This window comes from Streptomyces sp. NPDC031445, from assembly GCF_055581365.1.
The window spans coordinates 1,177,240-1,193,398 of sequence record NZ_JBVIJO010000001.1 but is presented as its reverse complement, the minus strand read 5'-3'; the positions used below and the strand labels follow the sequence as shown (position 1 = coordinate 1,193,398).

Below are 16,159 nucleotides of genomic sequence, written 5' to 3'. Positions count from 1 at the left end.
TCAGCCCTTGTCGAAATCGGCGTCGATGACATCATCGTCACCGCCACCGTCACTCGTGGGACCGCCGGTGGCGGCGTCCTGGCCGGGACCGCCGCCTGTGGCGGTGCCCTGATGTGCCGCCAGTCCGGCGAGCACCTGCTGGAGTTCGGAGGTCAGAGGCCGCACGCGCTCCACGCCTGCCTCTTCCTTGACCGCCGCCCGGGCGTCGGAGACGAGCATCTCGGCGCGTGCCTTCTCGTGCGCGGGCGCCGCGTCGCCCAGTTCGGCGAGGCGCTTCTCGACCTGGTACGCGACGGCGTCGAGTTCGTTGCGGGCGTCAACGGCCTCGCGGAGTGTCTGGTCCTGGCCTCGGTTGCGCTCGGCCTCCTGGACCATGCGTTCGACCTCACCGCGGTCCAGGTTGGAGCTCTCGCTGATGGTGATGCCCTGTTCCTTGCCGGTGTCCCGGTCGCGGGCCTTGACGTTGAGGATGCCGTTGGCGTCGATGTCGAAGGTGACCTCGATCTGTGGTTCGCCCCGCGGCGCCGGCCGGATGTCGGTGAGCTGGAACCGGCCCAGCACCCGGTTGTCGGCGGCCCGCTCGCGTTCGCCCTGGAGGACCACCACATCGACGGCCGGCTGGTTGTCCTCGGCGGTGGAGAAGGTCTCGCTGCGGCGCACCGGGATGGTGGTGTTCCGCTCGATGATCTTCGTCATCACTCCGCCGCGTGTCTCCACGCCCAGCGACAGGGGTGTGACGTCGAGCAGGAGGACGTCCTTGACCTCGCCCTTGAGCACCCCGGCCTGGATCGCGGCGCCCAGGGCCACGACCTCGTCGGGGTTGACGCTCATGTTGGGTTCCTTGCCGCCGGTCAGCCGGCGGACCAGGGTCTGGACGGCGGGAATGCGGGTGGAACCGCCGACGAGGATGACCTCGTCGATGTCGCTCTCGCCGACCTTCGCGTCGGCCATCGCCTGCTGCACCGGTCCCAGACAACGCTCCACCAGGTCGCCGGTGATCTGCTCGAAGGTGGACCGCATGATCGAGTCGGTGAGGTGCTTGGGGCCCGAGGCGTCGGCGGTGATGAACGGCAGGCTGACCTGCGTCTGCGTCACCGAGCTGAGCTCGGTCTTGGCCTTCTCCGCCGCCTCGAAAAGTCGTTGCAGCGCCTGCGGGTCCTTGCGCAGGTCGATGCCGTTCTCCTTCTGGAAGTCGTCCGCGAGGTAGTCCACCAGACGCCGGTCGAAGTCGTCGCCGCCCAGGTGGCTGTCACCGGCGGTGGAGCGCACCTCCACCACGCCGTCGCCGACGTCGAGGATGCTCACGTCGAAGGTGCCGCCGCCCAGGTCGAAGACGAGAACGGTCTCGTGCTCCTTCTTGTCCATGCCGTACGCGAGGGCGGCCGCCGTCGGTTCGTTGATGATCCGCAGCACCTCAAGACCGGCGATCCGTCCGGCGTCTTTGGTGGCGGTACGCTGGGCGTCGTTGAAGTAGGCGGGCACCGTGATGACCGCCTCCGTGACCCGCTCCCCCAGCTGCCTGGACGCGTCGTCGGCGAGTTTGCGCAGCACCTGTGCACTGATCTCCTCAGGCGCGTACAGCTTGTCGCGCACCTTGAAGCGGGCCGCCCCGCCGTCGCCCTCGACGACGTCGTACGCCACCGCCCTGGCCTCGTCGGAGATCTCGTCGAAGTGCCGGCCGATGAACCGCTTGGCCGAGTAGATGGTGCCCTTGGGGTTGAGGATCGCCTGGCGCCGGGCCAGCTGGCCCACCAGACGTTCCCCGGTGTCGGTGAAGGCCACCACGGACGGTGTCGTGCGGTTGCCCTCGCTGTTGGGCACGACGGACGGCTCGCCGCCCTCCCACACGGCGATCACCGAGTTGGTGGTGCCCAGGTCGATGCCCACTGCCTTGGCCATGAGGAACTCCTCCCGGTGCAGCGCCTGCGTCGACTCTCCGGATCACGTTCGTTCAGACAGAGGTGGGACTCCGCCGGTTTCCCGCCGGTGCGCACGGAGGGTCTCGAGCACCCCCAGGGTGACGAACCGGGTGGCTCCACGCCTGCGCCTGACGAGTCAGGAATGCACGGGTCCGGTCGCCCCACGAGTACGAGAGAAAGAACCCGTACGCCTCGGGTAGCCGGCCCGGGACCGGGTACGCGAAAGCCGCTCACCTCCGAAGGACGGAGCGATCTCCCATGGTCGGCAGTCGGGCGTACAGCCCGTACCACCGCTACCCCGACCGGAAGGGCAGCCTTGCGCGGGGCAGCGCCGGGCGGCGCCCCACGGCGACGCCCAGGCGGCCCCGCCCGCCCGCTCGCACCCCAGCCGCCCATGCCCTCCTCGAACTGGTCGCGCTCTCCCGCGCCCAGTTCGACGCCCCGGACGAAGGCGAGATCCTGCGCCTTGCCAGGGATCACATGGTCGCCGCGGGGCCCTTCAGCGCCGAGGCCGGATACCTCAAGGTGGGCGGCGATCTGGTCGCCAGCCCGTGGAACGGGCGAACGCATGCCTCGGCCGTGGGCCGCAGGGTGCGGGAGCTGGCCGGGCAGGACGGCAAGGTGACCGTAGCCGGCAGGCCCTGGGGCCGGGCTCTGGGGCTGCGCGGCCCTCGGGTACTCCACGGCTACCTCGTGGTCACGTCCCGCTCCCTGCCCACCAAGGCCGAGCGGTCCCTGCTCTCCATGCTCGTCCGGCACACCGCCGCTGCGCTGTCGGTCGCCTGCGCACACCGCCGCCAACGCGAGGACGCGCTGGAGCTGCACCGGCTGAGGGAGGAACGCACGGCCCTCCAGCGGAAGCTGATCTCCGTGATGGCTGAGCTGGGCTACGAGCGAGCCGTTCACGCTCTCATGGCCGACGTCGTTGCCTCGGGTGGCGGCGAGGAAGCTGTCACCCGCGCACTGCACGGGCTCACAGGACTTCCCGCGCTGGTCGAGGACCGCTTCGGCCGGCTGCGGTGCTGGACCGGCCCCGGCCGCCCCGTCCCCTATCCCGAACCGGACCCCGTGCGCCAGGACGACATGCTGCACGCCGTCGCCCGTCAGGCCGGACCGGTGCGGATAAGGGACCGGTTGATCACCCTGATCCGCCCGCACGGCGAGATCCTGGGTGTGCTGGCCCTGGTCGACACCCGGGACGAGGCCGACGAGCACACCGTCCTCGCGCTTGGACACGCCGCCGCGTCGCTCGCCCTGGAGCTGACGCACCTGCGCAATCTGGCCGAAGTGGAGCTGAGGCTGCACCGCGAGCTGGCCGACGACCTCCTGGCGGGGACGGACGAGCCGAGCGCCTACGCCCGGTCCGAGGCGGTCGGGCACGACCTGCACGGCAGCCACTACATCGTCGTGGTGCAGTGGTCGAACCGGGCTGCGGACGATTCCTTCGCGCGGACCGTGGGCCGGGCGGCCGCTGCGGTGGGCATGCGCTCGCTGCTGACCCGCCGCTCCGACCACGTCGTCCTCATCACTGGCGACAGGCCGCACGCTCGCGCGTTGTACGAGGCGCTCGCCCGAGAGAACGGGACACGGTCCGGGACGATCGGGGTGAGCGCTCCGTGCGACTACGTGGACGACATCCCCCACCACTACCAGGAGGCGCAGCGCGCCCTGGACGTGCGCCGCCACTCCCGCGAGCGCTACGGCACGTCGTTCTTCGACGAGCTCGGTCTCTATCGCATCCTGGGACCCGGCAGCGGTCACCGGGAACTGGAGACGTTCGTCCAGGAGTGGCTCGGACAGCTCATCGACTACGACTCCCGGCACCACGCGACCATGGTGGAGACCCTCTCCCGGTACTTCGACTGCGGCGGCAACTACGACGAGACCGCCGACTCCCTCGCGATCCACCGCAGCACGCTGCGCTATCGGCTCCAGCGCATCCGCGACATCAGCGGCCACGACCTCGCGAACGTCGAGGACCGGCTGAACCTCCAGGTGGCGACCCGAGTGTGGAAGATCGTGCTGGGCGGACCCGGCTGATGCCTCACTGGATCCGGGCCGCGGCCCGGGGGTCACAGGGCGATGACGTGGAGGTCGACCAGCTCGAGCAGCGCTCGCAGAGCCGAGCTGGGCCGCCGGGTCGACGACGTGCCGAGATGCATGCTCCAGCGGAGCGTGGCGTCGTGGACGTCCAGGACGTGCAGGCCGGGGGTGCGGGCAACGGCGAACGCGGGCAGGAAGGCGATGCCCAGTCCGTGCCGGACCAGTGCCGCCCCCATGTCGATGTCGGGCACTTCCAGTGCCACCCGGCGTACGACGCCCTCCGCCGCGAACGCCCGGTCCACCACCTCGCGGTTGCCGTAGCCCGGCGGAAAGTCCACGAAGGGCTCCCCCGCGAGGTCCGCAAGTGCCACTTTTCCCCGCTGCGCGAGCGGATGGGCGGCGTTCACCGCCAGGACGAGCGGCACGGTGGCCAGCTCCCGTGCGTCGATCCCGGCGGGCTTGCGTTCGGGCAGCGACAGGAAGGCCGCGTCCAGGTCCCCGCTGAGCAGCGCGTGTGCCAGTCCCGCCGAGCCGGCCGTGGCCAGCCGCAGCCGGACGTCGATCGCCGGATGCCGCGCGTGCAGCTGCCCGAGGAGCGCGGGCAGGTCCACCACCTCCACCGAGGCCATGGCGCCCACGTTCACCGTGCCGCGCAGCGTGTCCTGTGCGGCGCGCACCGCGTCCTGAGCGGCCTGGGCGGCGTTCAAGGTGGCCCGGGCCTCCGGCAGCAACGCGGCGCCCGCCCCGGTGAGCCGGACCTGCTGCGAAGTGCGCTCGAACAGCGCGCAGCCGAGTTCCCGCTCCAGGGAGCGGATCGCGGCGGACACCCCGGACTGCACCACGTGCAGCCGACGGGCGGCACGCGTGAAGCTCAGCTCCTCGGCGACCGCGATGAAGTGCTCCAGCTGACGTAGCTCCACACCAGAAGTATCACTCGCCTTGCTGGAGCCGAGCAAAGACAGTCGTTGGCGCTGATTCTCGCTGGTGAGGAGGATGGAGAAACGCCATCCGCTTCCGCCCGAGGAGGGGTACTCCTGCCTGCCGTACCGACGCCGTTGAGCCGTGCCACGGCCGACGCTCCCGACCACGCGACCCACCGAATCCCCGCGCCCCCTCCCGGCGACCTGCCGCCCCGCGCCCCCGCCCGGCGCCGCGCCTCGCACGCGACCGGCTTCTGGATCGTGGCGGTGGCCTACACGGTGCTGATGGCCTTCGGTACCGTGCCGACTCCGCTGTGGCCGCTGTACGAGGCCCGGGACCACTTCGGTGCGACCACGGTCACGGTGGCGTACGCCTCGATGGTCGTGGGCGCGGCAGCCGCCTTCCTCGGGCTGGGACACCTGTCGGACCGGCTCGGCCGGCGGCGCATCATCGTCCCGGCGCTGCTGGTCGGCATCGTCGCGTCGGTCGTACTGATGGCGTGGCGGGATCTGCCGGGGCTGATAGCGGGCAGGATCCTGAACGGTGTCGGACTGGGGCTGATGGCCTCGACCGCGACGACGTACCTGCACGACCTCCACCACGAGGCGCGTCCGGAACGGACCGGTTCCGTGCTGCCCGGCATCGTGGCCACCGCCGCCAACCTCGGCGGCCTGGCCTCAGGGCCCCTGGTCGCCGGAGCCGCCGCCGAGTGGCTTCCCGCACCCCTGATCACCACCCAGGCGATCTTCACGCTCGCCCTGGCCATGTGCCTGGCGCTGGTGCTGTGCACCCCGGAGACCGTGGACCTGGAGTTGCCCGCGGCCCAACCGCCCAGCAGGTTCGTCCTGCGCCCCGGCGGCCGGCGGGCGTTCGGGGCGGCCGGCGCGCTGGGCGCCTTCGCCTTCGCGATCCTCGGCCTGATCTCCTCCCTGGGGGCGAGCGTGCTCCACGGCAAGCTGCACACCGACTCGCACGTCATGGTCGGCCTCGCGGCCTTCCTCATGTTCGGTTCCGCAGCGGCCGCCCAGCTGGTGCTGGGCCGCCTCCCACTGCCCCGGGTCCTGACCGTGGGGGCAGTGGTCTTTCCGGTCGGGTTGGTCCTGTGCGCCGTCGCCCTCCACCGTCCGGCACTCTGGCTCTACCTGGTCGCCGTGTCCGTGTCGGGAGCCGGCTCCGGGCTGCTGTTCAAGGGAGGCGTCGAACGTGCCGTCTCAGTGGCCGAGCCCGCCTCACGCGCAGGGGTCCTCGCGGTGTTCTTCGTCATCGCGTACCTGGGAATGGGCCTGCCCTCCGTCCTGTTCGGCATCGCCCTGCGGCACGTCGCCGTGCAGACCGCGATGATCGGCTTCGCGGCGGTCCTCTCCTGCGGCGCCGTCGTGTCAGTGGTCGTCGCGTTGCGCGACCGCGCACCCGGTCCCGGCAAGCTCTCGGCGAAGTCCGCGCGCCTCTCCTGACCTCGCACTCCGGCGCATCGACACCTGTCGTCCGGGAGGCGCGGACCTGGGCACCCGGTGCGGGCGCGCGTGACGCGGATCCGCGGTTCCGGGGTCTCGACCCCGGCGCGCCACTGGCCAGCTCTTCCTCGTCAGCAAGGTGCTGCCCGGCCACGCCGACCGGAAAGGCACCGTCGCCGCCTGCGAGGGCAGCCTGCGGCGGCTCCGTAGGGAAGCGGGATTCACCGACCTGACGGAGGCGGAGAAGATCCGTCACTGGGGCGTGAGCAATCTGGACGTCACCGACATGGCCGGACTGACCACCCTCCCCAACAGCGAGGGCCACGGCCTCCGCGGACATGAGCGCCTGGCGCCCTGTGCGCCCCGGGTCCCGGGTGTCCGGCTGGGTGCCCGGCCGAGGGATGCCTGCGCGCTTCGTGCTGCTCTGCCAGGGGAAGAGGGGGCGCCCTTTTTCGGCCTGGAGTGCGGAGGCGCTCAGCAGGGGGGCTCTGCGAATCTCGACCGGGTAACAGCCGACAGCGGCGCGGGGCGGGAGCGAACGGCGCCGTCCGTTCCCGGTGAGGAGGCGAGAGGCATGACCGTGATGGGTGTGTCGAAGTTCGAGAGGTTCTTCCGCGCCGCCGCGAGCCTCGACGTGGACAGGAACGACCTGAAGCGGTACGGCGATTTCGTCGACGCCAAGCTCTACGACCTCCTGGTCGTCGGCGAGGCGTCGGCCAAGGCCAACGGCAGGGACACCGTCGAACCGTGGGATCTACCGATCACCAAGGGCCTCCAGGAGAGCATCCACCGGTTCCGGCGGCTCGACGAGGAGGTCGAGCTGCAGCCGATCCTGGAACAGCTTGCCGCACACCCTCCCCTCGACAGGACACCCACCCAGGAGGCCGAAGAGCGCTACCCCGAGATCATCGGCGGTCTCAGCGTCGCTCTCGCCGAGACGTTCAAAATCATGTATCCGGATGTCAAGAACCCGCAGACCAGTCACTGGGAAGGCGTGACAGCGGTGTTCGACCGGCTGCTGTAGCAGTCGCTCCCCGGTGCACGGCGCCCGCGACGAAGGTCGTCCTCACTCGGACGGCATCGCCGGGTGTTCCGACCGCTCGCGTCCCTGGAAACAGCGACTCGTGAAGGGAGCCGTACCATGACACGGGAACTCCGGGGGATGCGGGTGGGGATTCTGGCCACCGACGGCGTCGAGCGCGTGGAACTCGACCAGCCGCGCGGAGCGCTGCAGGGCGCAGGGGCGAAGACCGAGATCGTCTCGCTCCACCACGGCGAGATCCAGGCCCGCCAGTTCGACCTCGACGCGGCCGGAACCTTCCCCGTCGACCGCCTGGTCGCCGACGCCTCCGTCGACGACTACCACGCCCTGCTCCTGCCCGGTGGCACCATGAACCCGGACCAACTGCGCATGGACCGCGACGCGGTGCGGTTCGTCAAGGACTTCATGGCCAGCGGGAAACCGGTCGCATCGATCTGCCACGGCCCGTGGACCCTGGCGGAAGCCGACGCCGTGCGCGGCCGCCGCCTGACATCCTGGCCCAGCATCCGCACCGACCTTCGCAACGCCGGCGCGGAGGTCGTCGCCGACCAGGAGGTGGTCGTCGACGGGCAGTTGGTCACCAGCCGCGGTCCGGCCGACCTGCCCGCTTTCTGCGCCGCCGTCGTGGAGCAGTTCGCCCGGGCGCATCACCCCATGCCCGGCTGACCCGGCGCCCAACGGCCCCGAGGGGACGCCTCGAGGGCGATGTCCGCGACAAGCCGGAACGCGGCATGGCGACGCGCGCGACCCCGCGCCCCGGAGCCGGCTGACCGGTACCCAGCTCCTCGCGCTGTCGTCAGGAGCGCGCGAGCCGGGCCGCGAGATAGGGTGCGGTGGCACTGCGGCGGCCCTTCGCCACCTTGGCCGGTGAGCCCGCCGCGACGACCCGCCCGCCCGCGTCGCCGCCGCCCGGACCGAGGTCGATGACCCAGTCGGCGGTGGCGATCGTGTCCAGGTCGTGCTCGACGAGGACGACCGTGTTGCCGGCGTCGACGAGCCGGTGCAGCTGTCGCAGCAGCAGCGCGATGTCGGAGGGATGCAGCCCCGCCGTCGGCTCGTCGAGCAGGTACAGCGCGTGCCCGCGCCGGGCCCGCTGCAGTTCGGTCGCCAGTTTGATGCGCTGCGCCTCGCCGCCGCTGAGTTCCGTCGCGGGCTGGCCCAGCCGCAGATACCCCAGTCCCACCTCGCGCAACGTCTCCAGACTGCGGGAGGCGGCCGGGACGGCGGACAGGAACTCGGCGGCGGCGTCGACGGACAGTGCCAGTACTTCCGCGATGTTCCTGTCCCGATAGGTCACTTCCTGTGTCTCGGCGTTGTACCGGGCGCCTTCGCAGGTCGGGCACGGCGCGTAGGTGCCCGGCAGGAACAGCAGTTCCACCGCGACGAACCCTTCGCCCTGACAGGTCTCGCACCGCCCTTCGGGCACGTTGAAGGAGAACCGCCCGGCCGAGTAGCCGCGCGCCCTGGCCTCGTCCGTCGCCGCGTACAGCTTGCGCACCGCGTCGAACATCCCGGTGTACGTGGCCAGGTTGGACCGGGGGGTTCGGCCGATGGGCCGTTGGTCGACCCGGACCAGCCGGTCGAACGACTCGACCCCCGACGCGTCCTGGACGTCGACCTCCAACCGCGCCTCGTCGGGCTCCTCGGGGACGAGTCCGAGGTGGCCGCGGACGACCTCGGCGAGCACCTGCGTCACCAGCGTGGACTTCCCGGAACCGGACACGCCCGTCACCGCCGTCAGTACGCAGAGCGGTACGTCCACGGACACGTCGTGCAGATTGTGGCGGGAGACGCCGCGCAGGTGCAGCCAGCCGTGCGGTGTGCGCGGGTGGTGAACGAGCGGCCGGGCGCGCCCGAACAGGTACTGGCTCGTGGCCGACTCCCCGACCCGCTCAAGGCCGGCGACCGGGCCGCTGTACAGCACGCGTCCGCCGCCCTCGCCCGCACCGGGGCCGATGTCGACCACCCAGTCCGCCCGCCGTACGACGTCCATGTCGTGCTCCACGACGAACAGCGAGTTGCCCGCCGTCTTGAGGCGGTCCAGCACCTCCAGCAGCGGTTCCGCGTCAGCCGGGTGCAGGCCCGCGGAGGGTTCGTCGAGGACGTAGACGACGCCGAACAGCCCCGAGCGCAGCTGGGTGGCGATCCGCAGGCGCTGCGCCTCGCCCGGCGACAGGGTCGTCGAACGGCGCCCCAGGCCGAGATATCCCAGGCCCAGGTCGAGCAGCACCTCGACCCGCGCGACCAGATCACCGCAGATGCGGACCGCGACCTCGGTCGTCTCCCCGGATCGGGCGGTCGACGTGGTGGCGTCGGCCTCGGACCGCCCCGCCACAGGCCGCAGCAGCGCCACGACCTCGGTGAGCGGCATGGCGTTGATCTCGGCGATGGAGCGCCCGGCGAAGGTCACGGCGAGCGCTTCGGGCCGCAGTCCGCTGCCGTGGCAGGCGGGGCAGGGCACACTCCTGACGAACCGGAGCGCCCGTTCGCGCATCTTCTCGCTCTTGGAGTCGGCGAGGACGTGCATGACGTGCTTGCGGGCGCTCCAGAACTTGCCCTGGTAGCCGTAGTCGACGCGGCCCTCCTCCGGCTCGACGTACACGGAGGGCTGCTCGTCCGTGTACAGCAGCCAGTCCCGGTCCTTCTTCCTGAGCCGGCGCCACGGCCGGTCGATGTCGATCCCCAGGCCGCTCACGACACTGCGCAGGTTGGCGCCCTGCCAGGCGCCCGGCCAGGCGGCGATCGCCCCTTCGCGGACGCTCAGCGAGGGATCCGGGACGAGCAGATCCTCGGCGACGTCGTGCACGACACCCAGTCCGTGGCACTCCGGGCAGGCGCCGGCCGCGGTGTTGGGGGAGAACGACTCGGCTTCCAGCCGTGCGGCCCCGGGCGGATAGGTGCCGGCGCGGGAGTACAGCATGCGCAGCAGATTGGACAGCGTGGTGAGGGTGCCGACCGTCGAGCGCGAGCTGGGCGACCCGCGTCGCTGCTGCAGGGCCACGGCCGGTGGCAGTCCGGTGATCTCCTGCACGTGCGGTGCGCCGACCTGTTGCAGCAGTCTTCGGGCATACGGTGCCACGGACTCGAAGTAGCGCCGCTGGGCCTCCGCGTAGAGCGTGCCGAACGCGAGCGAGGACTTGCCCGAGCCGGAGACGCCGGTGAAGGCGACCATCGCGTCCCGCGGAACGTCGACATCGATGTTCCGCAGGTTGTTCTCACCGGCGCCCCTTACCCGCACGAAGGAGTCGGTCGCGTCCTTGTCCACCGTTCCTGATTACCTGATCGCGCCGCGAACCGCGCGACAGGCGCCGTCACCGGGCCCCGCTCCCGGGGGACATTCGAGAGTGCTTCACCGTGGAAGAAGCCGTACTCGGTTCGGCGGGCCGCTCCTCACCGTCGGATGCCCCCGCGACCGCACCTGGTCACAGGAACCTGGCCTGAGTTGAATGGTGATCCGCCGCACTGGGAGAGGAGCGGTTTGCCGTGACCGTGTTCTTGATATCGAACGATGCTCGGTTCCTCGGACAATTGGATAGTAGGGAACTGCTGGCAGTCGTCAAGGCTTCGCGCGTGATTCATCGGGCCTCTTGGGTGTCGGCCTCGGCCATGAGCCACGGATCGGGCGTGGACGGCCCCGGGGTCACCCGGCCGCCGGGCTTCCGGGCCGCCGGCCCGACCCGGTGCCGCATGTGCCCCAATGCCATCCTGCGTGAAGTATTGACACTCCTGAGCAGCCCCCTACCATCAACGTCTGTCCGGAGAGTCGTCCAATGGTCGATATATCGAACCAATTGCCGGGGATATCGCGTGCCCGGACGGAACGAAACGGAGGCGGGAACCGGCGGAACGCTCGGCTCCTCATCCGCCGCCGTCCCGCGGTCCCGGTGACGCCAGCCGTGACATCTCCCTGCTCATTCCACGAGGAGGAACCATGTCGTTGATCTCGGGCCGCTTACGGCAGGGCAGAACGCTCGCCGTACTGGCGTCGGGGCTCGCCCTGACCGCGGCCCTGTTCGGGGGCCAGGCATCTGCCGACGGGGCAGGCGCCGTGTCCGCAGGCCAGCACGTCGGCGCCACGGCCGCCGCCGCGGCCGCGTCCTCCCAGCCGTGCGACATCTACGCCGGCGGGGGAACGCCCTGCGTCGCGGCGCACAGCACGACCCGCGCGCTGTACTCCTCCTACAACGGCCCCCTCTACCAGGTGCGGCGCGCCTCGGACAACGCCACCCGGGACATCGGCGTGCTCAGCGCCGGGGGGTACGCCAACGCCGCCGCGCAGGACTCCTTCTGTGCCGGGACGACGTGTCTCATCACCGTGATCTACGACCAGTCCGGCCGGGGCAACCACCTCACCCAGGCACCGCCGGGAGGATTCTCCGGGCCCGCGGCGGGCGGCTACGACAACCTGGCCGACGCCACCGCCGCGCCCGTCACCGTGGGCGGCCACAAAGCGTACGGCGTCTACGTGGCCCCGGGTACCGGTTACCGCAACAACCACACCAACGGGATCGCGACCGGGGACCAGCCCGAAGGGATGTACGCGGTCCTCGACGGCACGCACTACAACGGCGGCTGCTGCTTCGACTACGGCAACGCCGAGACCAACAGCCGGGACAACGGCAACGGCACCATGGAGGCCATCTACTTCGGCAACATCAAGGTCTGGGGCTACGGCACCGGCAACGGCCCCTGGGTCATGGCGGACCTCGAGAACGGGCTGTTCTCCGGGGTCAACGCGGGCTACAACGCGAACGACCCCAGCGTCAGCCACCGGTTCCTCACCGCCATCGTCAAGGGCGAGCCGAACCACTGGGCGATCCGGGCCGGAAACGCACAGTCCGGTGGCCTGTCCACCTACTACAACGGGCCGCGCCCCAACGTCGCGGGCTACAACCCGATGAAGAAGGAAGGCGCCATCATCCTCGGCATCGGCGGCGACAACAGCCATGGCTCCGCCGGCACCTTCTACGAAGGCGTCATGACGTCCGGCTACCCGTCGGACGCCACCGAGAACGCCGTACAGGCCAACATCGACGCCGCCGGCTACACGACGTCGACCTCGAATCCCGGCGGCATCACGCCGGGCTCGAAGATCTCACTGCGGGCGACCACCCCGTGCTGCACCGACGACTACATCGTGCACGACGACGCCGACACCAACGTCGTCATCGCACCGGTCACCACGTCCAGCAGTTCCACCACCAAGGGCGACGCCACCTGGACCGTGCGCGCGGGACTGGCCGACTCCTCGTGCCTGTCCTTCGAGTCCGCGAACAAGTCCGGTCAATACCTGCGGCACTCGAACTTCCAGCTGCACCTGGGCTCCAACGACGGCACCTCGCAGTTCGCCCAGGACGCCACCTTCTGTCCGGAGGCCGGCCACAACGGCCAGGGCTACTCCTTCCGTTCGGTCAACTACCCGAGCGACTACCTGCGTCACTACAGCTACACGGTCTACATCGCCAGCCAGGGCGGGTCCCACGCCTGGGACAGCAGCACCTCCTGGAGCGACGACACCAGTTGGGCCGTCGGCCAGCCCTGGGCCTGAACCCCCGCACCACCGCACACCCCGCACAGTGACGCCGCGCCGGCGGACCAGCCGGCGCGGTGCAGTACGTTCCCGAGGACGCGCACCGGTGCGGCGAGTCGCCGGGGCCTACCGCGGAACGCAGGCACGTGCCGCGGAGGATGTCTGCGCCGTCGCGGGCCTGACCGGTGGATCGGTGAGCGCGTCCGTGCGACTGGACGACCAGCACCGTACGCAGACCGAGGTCGTGAGCCGGATGACGGTGCATGTGCCGGCCAAGTGGCGGTACGCGGCGAGGTCCACGGTGCGGACGTAGCAGTCTTCGACGTCCTGCTCGGACAGGCACACCCAGAGATGGTCACCGCCGGCCGGTTCGCCCCACAGCACGGTCCGCGCGGTGTCCAGGCCGAGGTCGTCGCGCAGGCCGGTGCGCCAGGCGCCGCCGTGGACGAAGACGACGACCGGCACGGGTGCGCCGGCGTCCTCGGGCAGCCACAGGTCGGCGGTCAGCGGACGGCTGCCGTCGGGGACGGCGTAGACGGCGCGCCGCGCAGCAGCCTCACACCATCGGCGGGGTGGGCCGGGTGCGGCAGGGGCAGCGTGGCCGGATCGGGCGGGGCCGGCAGGTGGAGGGGGAGGGACGCGGGTGCGGCGTCGGTCACGGTGGCCGGCTCCGTCGCCTCAGTGGGCGTGCGGGCCTGGCAGCGGCGGGCGTTGGCGGTGGTGAGCCACCGACGGCGGGTGTCCAGCAGTGGTCGCTGCCGTACAGGAGCCGGTCGGTGCCGACGAGGCCGGCGAGGTCGTAGTAGAGGCGGCCGAGCTGCCCGACGGCGTCGGGGCCCCGGTGTCCTCGCCGTGCCGTCCAGCCACGGCCGGTCAGGTCATCAGAAGCCAGGAGCCAGGCGTCAGAAGTCAGAAGTAGGATTCGAGCGTGCCGCTGCGCCGGACGTCGAGTGTCGCGCAGTGGAACGAACCGCCGAACGGCGCGTAGTGCAACAGGTCGCACGGAATGGGCTCGAAGCCCCATCTCTCCAGCGCCCGCAGGGTGTTGACGTGATGGCGCTCGGCGATCACCCGCTTCTCGTCGACCATGAGCACGTTCATGCTCAGCCACTTGCCGCACATGGACGTGATCTTGAGAAGGCGTTCGTCGATCGGGTCCGGTTCGGGAGCGATCAGGACGTCCCAGGACTTCAGTACGTCCGGCAAGTGGTCCACGTCGACGTAGTCGGGGTTGACCATCACCTTGCCGGGTGACAGCAGGACGAACGTCGTATCGATGTGCATGGGCGTACGGCATCGGCTCTCGATCTCATGGACCCGGTAGTCCGGTCCGAGGTGCCGGCGCACCCATTCGATGCCCATGCGGTTGGTGACGTTGCTCCGCGTGACGAACAGGTCGCGTCCCGCGCGGACGAAATCCGCCGCGTCGAACACCGGCTCGTACTCGGTGAGGATGTACCGCATGGGCTCTCCCGCGGCGGGAGGGCGGAAGTCCTTCTCGAACAGCTCGTCCGTGAGCTGCGGTTTCGGTGCCGCGGTCCAGCGTGCGCCCCGGCGGAAGTACTCCTTGAGGAGTGAGCGGTAGGAGTGCGTCTCGAAGTACCGGCACGGCCATGCCATCGGGGTCTCGATGATCTCGTCTCCGACCACCAGGAGGCTGTCCCTGGGGCAGGTGTTGCAGAACCCGTGTGACGACCAGTCAGGTGTGCCGAAGCGCTGCCTGAAGTCGACCGCGTCCGGGCGTCTGACCGTGACCCCCAGGGACTGGAGGAGGGAGATGAACTGGTCCAGTTCCCCCTGTGCCTGCTCGACCAGGGCGCGCGGGTACCTGAAGCCGGCGGCGAGACCTTGCAGCCGCGCGGCCCAGGGCGGGACGTTGCAGGCCACGACCGGGTGGCGGGAGGGAAAAGTCGCGCCTTCGAGACGCCCGACGACGACCTCCTCCAGGGGATCCCACTCGTTGTGGGAACTGACCGGCGCGACGGGCAGACCCTCGGGCGTTTCCCTGGTGTCCACGGTCGAGGGCAACGGCTCAGGGTCCACTCGCACCCCTCCTACCTCTCGTACGGTCGGTTCGACGGCATCCGGCGGGCATGTCCGATCAGTGGCCCACTCAGCGTATATCGGGACATTACGCACCGCGATCGGTGGTCCTGGGCTGGCCATGCCTCGCCGGCGTCAGGGAGCCCGCGTGCGTCAGGGGGCGGCGGGCGTGCCCCTGCACCCCCGGCGGGTCCATCGCCCCGCCTAGAGGATGCCGCTCTCCCCCGGCCGATACGGACGGCTCCCCGCCGGCCTCGTTGAACGCGTCGAGCGCCTCGACGAGCGCCGGCCGCTGCGTCGGCCGCAGACGTCGGACAATGGCGATGAGCCGCAGCATGATCTCCCGCTCTTCGGCCTCGGCGAGCGAGCGCGCGGAGACAGCCACCAGGAAGCGGTCGGCGCCGCCCGCGTGTTTCTACCGCGCTGCGGTCGGCCCTGTCCGCCCAGCGGGGCGGGGCGGACGCCTGGACGCACGGAGACCGCACGCACCCGACCCGGCGTGCCTGCCGCGTCACGACCCCTTGCCGCGGTCAAGGGCGTCGAGAGCGCGGTCGACAGGGCCGAGGATCGGCGCGGCCAGCTTGTTCGCGGCCTCGTTGTTGACCCACCGGTGCGGCCGGGTGGGGGCGTACGCCTGGGTGAGCTTGACCTCGGCGCCGAGCATGCGCAGCCGGGGCAGGCTGACGGCCTTGCGAAGCGCCTGGAACTCCTCGCGTTCCTCGCGCGCGGCGTGCCGGGTGACCGCGCGCCTGACCTCGTTCAGGCGCCGCAGGTATCCGGTCCCGTGGGGCCCTGTGCGCCAGAGGGCGACCAGCAGCTCCTTGGCCTGCTTCTCCTCGGCGCGGCGGCGGGCCGCCAGCTCACGGCCGTGCTCCAGCGCGCGGCGCGCGACGGGATGCACGTGCGCCTCCTCGGCGGCCTCGTGGACGGCGAGCAGGCGCATCAGCCGCTCGAAGTTCCGGCGGCGCCACGGGCCGGGAAGGGCGGCCCGGAGGAAGCCCAGCTTGATCTGCCGGTGCTGGCGGGTCAGCACGTCCACGACGTTCTCGCCGCCGAGGGCTCCCAGCGCTCGCCCGGACCAGGCGGACACGGTCGGTGCGGCCTTGGCCGCCGCCTTGCCGGCGAGCGACGGCATGGTCGCCGTCTTCTGCGCGGCCTGCTTCGTCAAGGTGCCCATGTCGGTCCTCCTCACTGCTGTCCCAGCGGG

General features: G+C 70.8%; 12 protein-coding genes. 6 read left to right on the top strand and 6 right to left on the bottom strand.

Annotation, left to right across the window (positions count from 1 at the left end; translation table 11 throughout):
- Nucleotides 1-1,899, bottom strand: coding sequence for a molecular chaperone DnaK (gene dnaK, locus ACZ5DC_RS05035; RefSeq protein WP_468649453.1), 1,899 nt, complete (start codon nt 1,897-1,899; stop codon nt 1-3).
- 278 nt (nt 1,900-2,177) lie between these two features.
- On the opposite strand from dnaK, the gene ACZ5DC_RS05030 reads away from it, so the two are divergent.
- Complete coding sequence (locus ACZ5DC_RS05030; protein ID WP_468649451.1) at nt 2,178-3,959, top strand: PucR family transcriptional regulator; 1,782 nt, start codon at nt 2,178-2,180, stop codon at nt 3,957-3,959.
- Between the two features lie 32 nt (nt 3,960-3,991).
- Here the strand turns inward: ACZ5DC_RS05030 and ACZ5DC_RS05025 are convergent, their stop codons facing one another.
- Nucleotides 3,992-4,882, bottom strand: coding sequence for a LysR family transcriptional regulator (locus ACZ5DC_RS05025; RefSeq protein ID WP_468649449.1), 891 nt, complete (start codon nt 4,880-4,882; stop codon nt 3,992-3,994).
- Between the two features lie 135 nt (nt 4,883-5,017).
- Here ACZ5DC_RS05025 and ACZ5DC_RS05020 point away from each other — a divergent pair, with 135 nt between their 5' ends.
- The 3 genes from ACZ5DC_RS05020 (at nt 5,018) to ACZ5DC_RS05010 (ending at nt 8,045) form a co-directional block, all read left to right on the top strand.
- On the top strand, nt 5,018-6,337 hold the full coding sequence (locus ACZ5DC_RS05020) for an MFS transporter (protein ID WP_468649447.1): 1,320 nt from the start codon (nt 5,018-5,020) through the stop codon (nt 6,335-6,337).
- Between the two features lie 574 nt (nt 6,338-6,911).
- Nucleotides 6,912-7,361 (top strand): DUF1931 family protein, encoded by a 450-nt coding sequence (locus tag ACZ5DC_RS05015; protein ID WP_468649445.1) that lies wholly within the window; start codon nt 6,912-6,914, stop codon nt 7,359-7,361.
- A 117-nt stretch (nt 7,362-7,478) separates the two neighbouring features.
- Nucleotides 7,479-8,045 carry a type 1 glutamine amidotransferase domain-containing protein gene (locus ACZ5DC_RS05010; protein WP_468649443.1) on the top strand — a complete coding sequence of 189 codons (567 nt, stop codon included), beginning with the start codon at nt 7,479-7,481 and terminating at the stop codon, nt 8,043-8,045.
- Nucleotides 8,046-8,175: 130 nt separating this feature from the next.
- Here ACZ5DC_RS05010 and uvrA read toward each other — a convergent pair whose 3' ends face one another.
- Nucleotides 8,176-10,644 carry an excinuclease ABC subunit UvrA gene (gene uvrA / locus ACZ5DC_RS05005; protein WP_468649441.1) on the bottom strand — a complete coding sequence of 823 codons (2,469 nt, stop codon included), beginning with the start codon at nt 10,642-10,644 and terminating at the stop codon, nt 8,176-8,178.
- A 666-nt stretch (nt 10,645-11,310) separates the two neighbouring features.
- Here uvrA and ACZ5DC_RS05000 point away from each other — a divergent pair.
- Both ACZ5DC_RS05000 and ACZ5DC_RS04995 read left to right on the top strand, forming a co-directional pair.
- On the top strand, nt 11,311-12,927 hold the full coding sequence (locus tag ACZ5DC_RS05000) for an alpha-L-arabinofuranosidase B (protein ID WP_468649439.1): 1,617 nt from the start codon (nt 11,311-11,313) through the stop codon (nt 12,925-12,927).
- A 28-nt stretch (nt 12,928-12,955) separates the two neighbouring features.
- Nucleotides 12,956-13,222, top strand: coding sequence for a DUF6185 family protein (locus ACZ5DC_RS04995; RefSeq protein ID WP_468649437.1), 267 nt, complete (start codon nt 12,956-12,958; stop codon nt 13,220-13,222).
- Between the two features lie 596 nt (nt 13,223-13,818).
- Here ACZ5DC_RS04995 and ACZ5DC_RS04990 read toward each other — a convergent pair.
- From ACZ5DC_RS04990 to ACZ5DC_RS04980, 3 genes are all read right to left on the bottom strand, one after another.
- Nucleotides 13,819-14,937 (bottom strand): amidinotransferase, encoded by a 1,119-nt coding sequence (locus tag ACZ5DC_RS04990; RefSeq protein ID WP_468649435.1) that lies wholly within the window; start codon nt 14,935-14,937, stop codon nt 13,819-13,821.
- A 103-nt stretch (nt 14,938-15,040) separates the two neighbouring features.
- Entirely contained in the window at nt 15,041-15,337 is a 297-nt protein-coding gene (locus tag ACZ5DC_RS04985; protein ID WP_468649433.1) for a hypothetical protein, read from the bottom strand.
- 126 nt (nt 15,338-15,463) lie between these two features.
- Nucleotides 15,464-16,129 (bottom strand): hemerythrin domain-containing protein, encoded by a 666-nt coding sequence (locus ACZ5DC_RS04980; RefSeq protein ID WP_468649432.1) that lies wholly within the window; start codon nt 16,127-16,129, stop codon nt 15,464-15,466.
- Nucleotides 16,130-16,159 lie beyond the last annotated feature (30 nt).